At 62.6% G+C, this 3807-nt stretch carries 3 protein-coding genes; all 3 read right to left on the bottom strand.

Features of this window, described 5'->3' with window-relative positions; genetic code table 11:
• Window positions 1–119: 119 nt before the first annotated feature.
• Entirely contained in the window at window positions 120–1553 is a 1434-nt protein-coding gene (locus tag EN984_RS25825) for a UbiA family prenyltransferase (protein WP_127271096.1), read from the bottom strand.
• A gap of 207 nt (window positions 1554–1760) precedes the next feature.
• Entirely contained in the window at window positions 1761–2024 is a 264-nt protein-coding gene (locus tag EN984_RS25820) for a hypothetical protein (protein ID WP_164748978.1), read from the bottom strand.
• Between the two features lie 156 nt (window positions 2025–2180).
• Window positions 2181–3807, bottom strand: a 1627-nt coding sequence (locus EN984_RS25815) for a mechanosensitive ion channel domain-containing protein (protein ID WP_164765648.1), incomplete at its 5' end; no start/stop codon positions are given.

The raw sequence follows: 3807 nt of genomic DNA, 5'->3' as shown, positions 1-3807 counted from the left end.
CAGTGACGCTGGCTTGGCCTGACCGCCCTTCAGCAGCGAGATAGCCTCGTCGGCACCGATGGCGCGCGGCGCCGGCGGCGTAGCAAGGCCAAAGCTCGGGAACCGCTCAGTGGCCATGCCTACCAGCCCCCGATGACCAGCATCACTGCACCGATCAGCACAACGATCTGGCTGCGCCAGTCGCGGATGATGAAGACGACCGGATCGTCATGCATCTCGTTGCGGCGCGCCAGGATCCAGACGCGCATGGTGAGATAAAGCACGATCGGTGCCAGCGGCCAGATCAGCCACGGATGCGGATAAAGCTCGCGCACCGCGACACTGTCCATGTAGAGCGCCAGCACCAGCGCCGAGGAGAAGGCCGAGGCCATGCCGGCCTGGGCGACGATCTCCTGGTCTTCGGTGCGATAGCCGCGGCCGGCAATGCGCTCGCCAGGCGGAATGGCGGTGGTGCGCAGTTCGACGAAGCGCTTCACCAGCGCCAGCGACAGGAAGAAGAAGATAGAGAAGGCCAGCAGCCAGAACGAGACGTCGACGCCGGTCGCCGCCGCACCGGCCAGGACGCGGATCGTGTAGAGGCCGGCGAGTGTCAGCACATCGACCAGCAGCATGCGCTTGAACGACAGCGAATAGGCCGTCGTGACGACCATATAGCCGCCGAGCACAGCCATGAATTCGGGCGACAGGAACAGCCCGGTGCCGATGCCGATCGCCAGAAGCACCGCGATTGCGCCAAGTCCGAACGGGATCGACAGCGCACCGCTGGCGAACGGCCTGTTGCGCTTGGTGAGGTGTTTGCGATCGAGCGCGAGGTCGAAGAAATCGTTGAGGATATAGATGGCCGATGCCACCGAACTGAACGAGACGAATGCCAGCAGGCATTGCCAGATCATGTCGGTGTTGAAATATTCATGCGAGAGCACCATCGGCACTGCGATCAGCGAATTCTTCAGCCACTGATGGACACGCAGCATCTTGACGATGGTCCGCAAAGTCGGCTTCGGCGCCGGCATCGTCTCGGCGCCATGCGCTGCCTGCCAGCGCGCGGCATGGCGGTCGGGCGCGACGACGATCGCGTTGCGCGCTGCATCGAAGACCTGGAGATCGTGACGGCTGTTGCCGGCATAGTCGAAACCGCCATCGCCATAGGCTGCGATCAGCGAAGCGCGCTTCCTGCCCGAGGTGAGATTGGCGAGACCATCGGTGGCCAGCACCTGGTCGAAAATGCCGAGATGGGCCGCGATGGCGTCGGCGAACTTGCGCGGCGTACCGGTCGCCAGCACGATCTTGCGGCCCTCGGCGTGTTCGGTCCGGAGGCGGCAAAGCAGCACCTCGCGATAGGGCAGCGATGCCGGATCGATGTCGATGCGCTGCGCGATTGCCTGCTTCAGCCGCGCCGGCCCGCCGGCGATCCAGAACGGTACCAGGAAGATATAGAGCGGGTTCATCTTGAGAAGGATGAACAGCCCTTCCCACAACAGGTCGGTCGCGATCAGCGTGCCGTCGAGATCGACCGCAAGCGGTATTGCGTTCCTGTCCGACCGCGCATCCATGTCCGTCCTGCCCTGCCCGCGTAGAGTTGCGCGCCGCTTTCCGGCGTCTTGAGGCTGGTATAGCGGGCGATGGCGTAGCGAACGTTAAAACGCCCGGTTGCAGACGGCTGCCGTGACGGTATTTCCGGCGTCATTGTTAAGCGACTGCTACCGGAAACGATAAAAGGCCGAGCAAACGCCCGGCCTCTCAAGATATGCCAACCGGAATTACTTGATTCGGGCGACGCCGCCCGAGATTTCGATGGTTTCCGAACCGGTCAGAGCTTCGAGGTCGCCGTTCGGCAAGGTGACGAAACAGCCATTCGGGCAGAACTCAACCGTTTCGCCACCAGCCAGCGCGAGGTCGGTCTTGCTGCCGCCCTCGGTCACGACCAGCGTGCGGGTCTCGGCGTCCTTGTTGACCGCGCTTGCGGCATGGACCGAGCCGATGGCGGCGACCAGGGCGACGGCAGCGACGAGAGACTTCCACATGGTGCAATATCGGTGTTCCCACCGCCTCTGTTGCATTTCGCAAGGCAATTTCGCCTTTGCATGGGAGCTTATAGGAGATGGAAGCTGAACCGCAACTGAATGCCGCATTCATGCCGCAATCGGTTCCGGCAGGATCAAGGTCGACGGAGTCCCAGCTTAGTCCGGATCTGGCTTCTTGGTTTTGCGGGACTTGACCAGCCGCTTCTTCTCCGCCTCGGCTTCGGCCTTTATCTGCTCCTGTTCGGCGAAGTCGGCCTCGATCTTGTCGTCGTCTGTCGGCCACGCCTTGGGCTTATGGGCCTCGACCACGGCGCGCGGCGTCGAGGGCATCTCGATGTGTTCGCTGCTGAATTTTTCGAGGACGGCAAAACGGATGTCGTTCTGCGCGATGTTGCCATTCATCACATCGGCCAGGAACACGCGGATCTCGAATTCCAGGGCGGCAGGGCCGAAATTGGAAAACAGCACGAAGGGTTCGGGGTTCTTCAGCACCATCGGGTGGCTGCGGGCGATCTCCAGCAGGACGGCATGAACCTGCTTGACGTCGCTGCCGTAAGCGACGCCGACCTTGATGTCGATGCGGCCGAGCTTGTTGCGGTGAGTCCAGTTGCCGACGGCGTTGTTGATCAGGTTTGAATTGGGCAGGATCACCGATTGCCGCTGGAAGGTCTCGATCTCGGTGGCGCGCACGCTGATCTTCTTGACTGTGCCGCTGACATCGCCGGCAACGATCCAGTCGCCCACCTTGAATGGCCGCTCGGCCAACAGGATCAGGCCGGAAACGAAATTGGACACCACGTTCTGCAGGCCAAAGCCGATACCGAGGGAAAGAGCGCCGGCGACCAGCGCCAGGCTGGACAGGTCTATGCCCGCCGCCGAGATGCCGACCAGTGCCGCGAGCGCGACGCCGGCATAGCCGACCGCCAGCCTGATCGAGTTGCGCACGCCGGTATCGACCTTGCCACGCGCCATCACCGAACCGTCGAGCCAGCCCTGGAACCAGCGCGTCAGGAAATAGCCTATGATGAAGACGACGATGCCGGAGAGGATGCCGGTCACCGAAATGGTCACCGACCCGATGTTGATCCCGGTTGCGAGCTTGTAGGCCCAAGCCTGGATATCGCCCAGCTGGAAACCCCACATCAGCAGGATCAGCGGCAGGAACACCAGCACGATCATCACATTGATGGCAACGCTGACGACAAGGCCGAGCTGGTCGAGGGCCGTATCCTCGTAGCTGGATTTGGCCGACAGCCAGCGCCCGACGGTGGTGTTGGCGAAAGCACCCTCCTCGCCGATCGCCTGTGCCGACAGGAAACCGATATAGGCGGTGATCAGCGCGGTGCCGGTAACGACGACCTGCAGCGAAACGAACAGAGCGAGGCCGATGTAACCAAGCAGCGCCGCGACGATGGTGAAAAGACCGAGTGCAAGCGCCGTATAGCGCAGCCATGCCGGCCACGGCCGCCAACTTCCATCACGCGCCTTGAATGGCCTCAGCATCGCCATCAGGATCAGGATGACGCCGACGATGATGGTTGCGCCGAAACTGCGGGCAATGGTCAATGACAGCGGCGAGCCCATTTTGTCGTTGATCACCGACAGGAAGGTGTTGACGCTGATGACCACGGCCATGGCGGTGGTCAGGCGCACCAGCCAGCGCGCCGGCCCCGTTTCGACCGGGATAAGGCGCCAGTTCGGCAGCCGCGGCTCCAGCGCCGCATTGGTCAGCCGGTTGACGCAGAACACCACGCCGATGGCGGTCGCCAATGCATTGAGGAAC

This window comes from Mesorhizobium sp. M7A.F.Ca.CA.004.12.1.1 (genome assembly GCF_003997835.1).
Lineage (GTDB): Bacteria > Pseudomonadota > Alphaproteobacteria > Rhizobiales > Rhizobiaceae > Mesorhizobium.
Note: the sequence above shows the minus strand (reverse complement) of the source record. Positions and strands in the feature narration are given on the sequence as shown.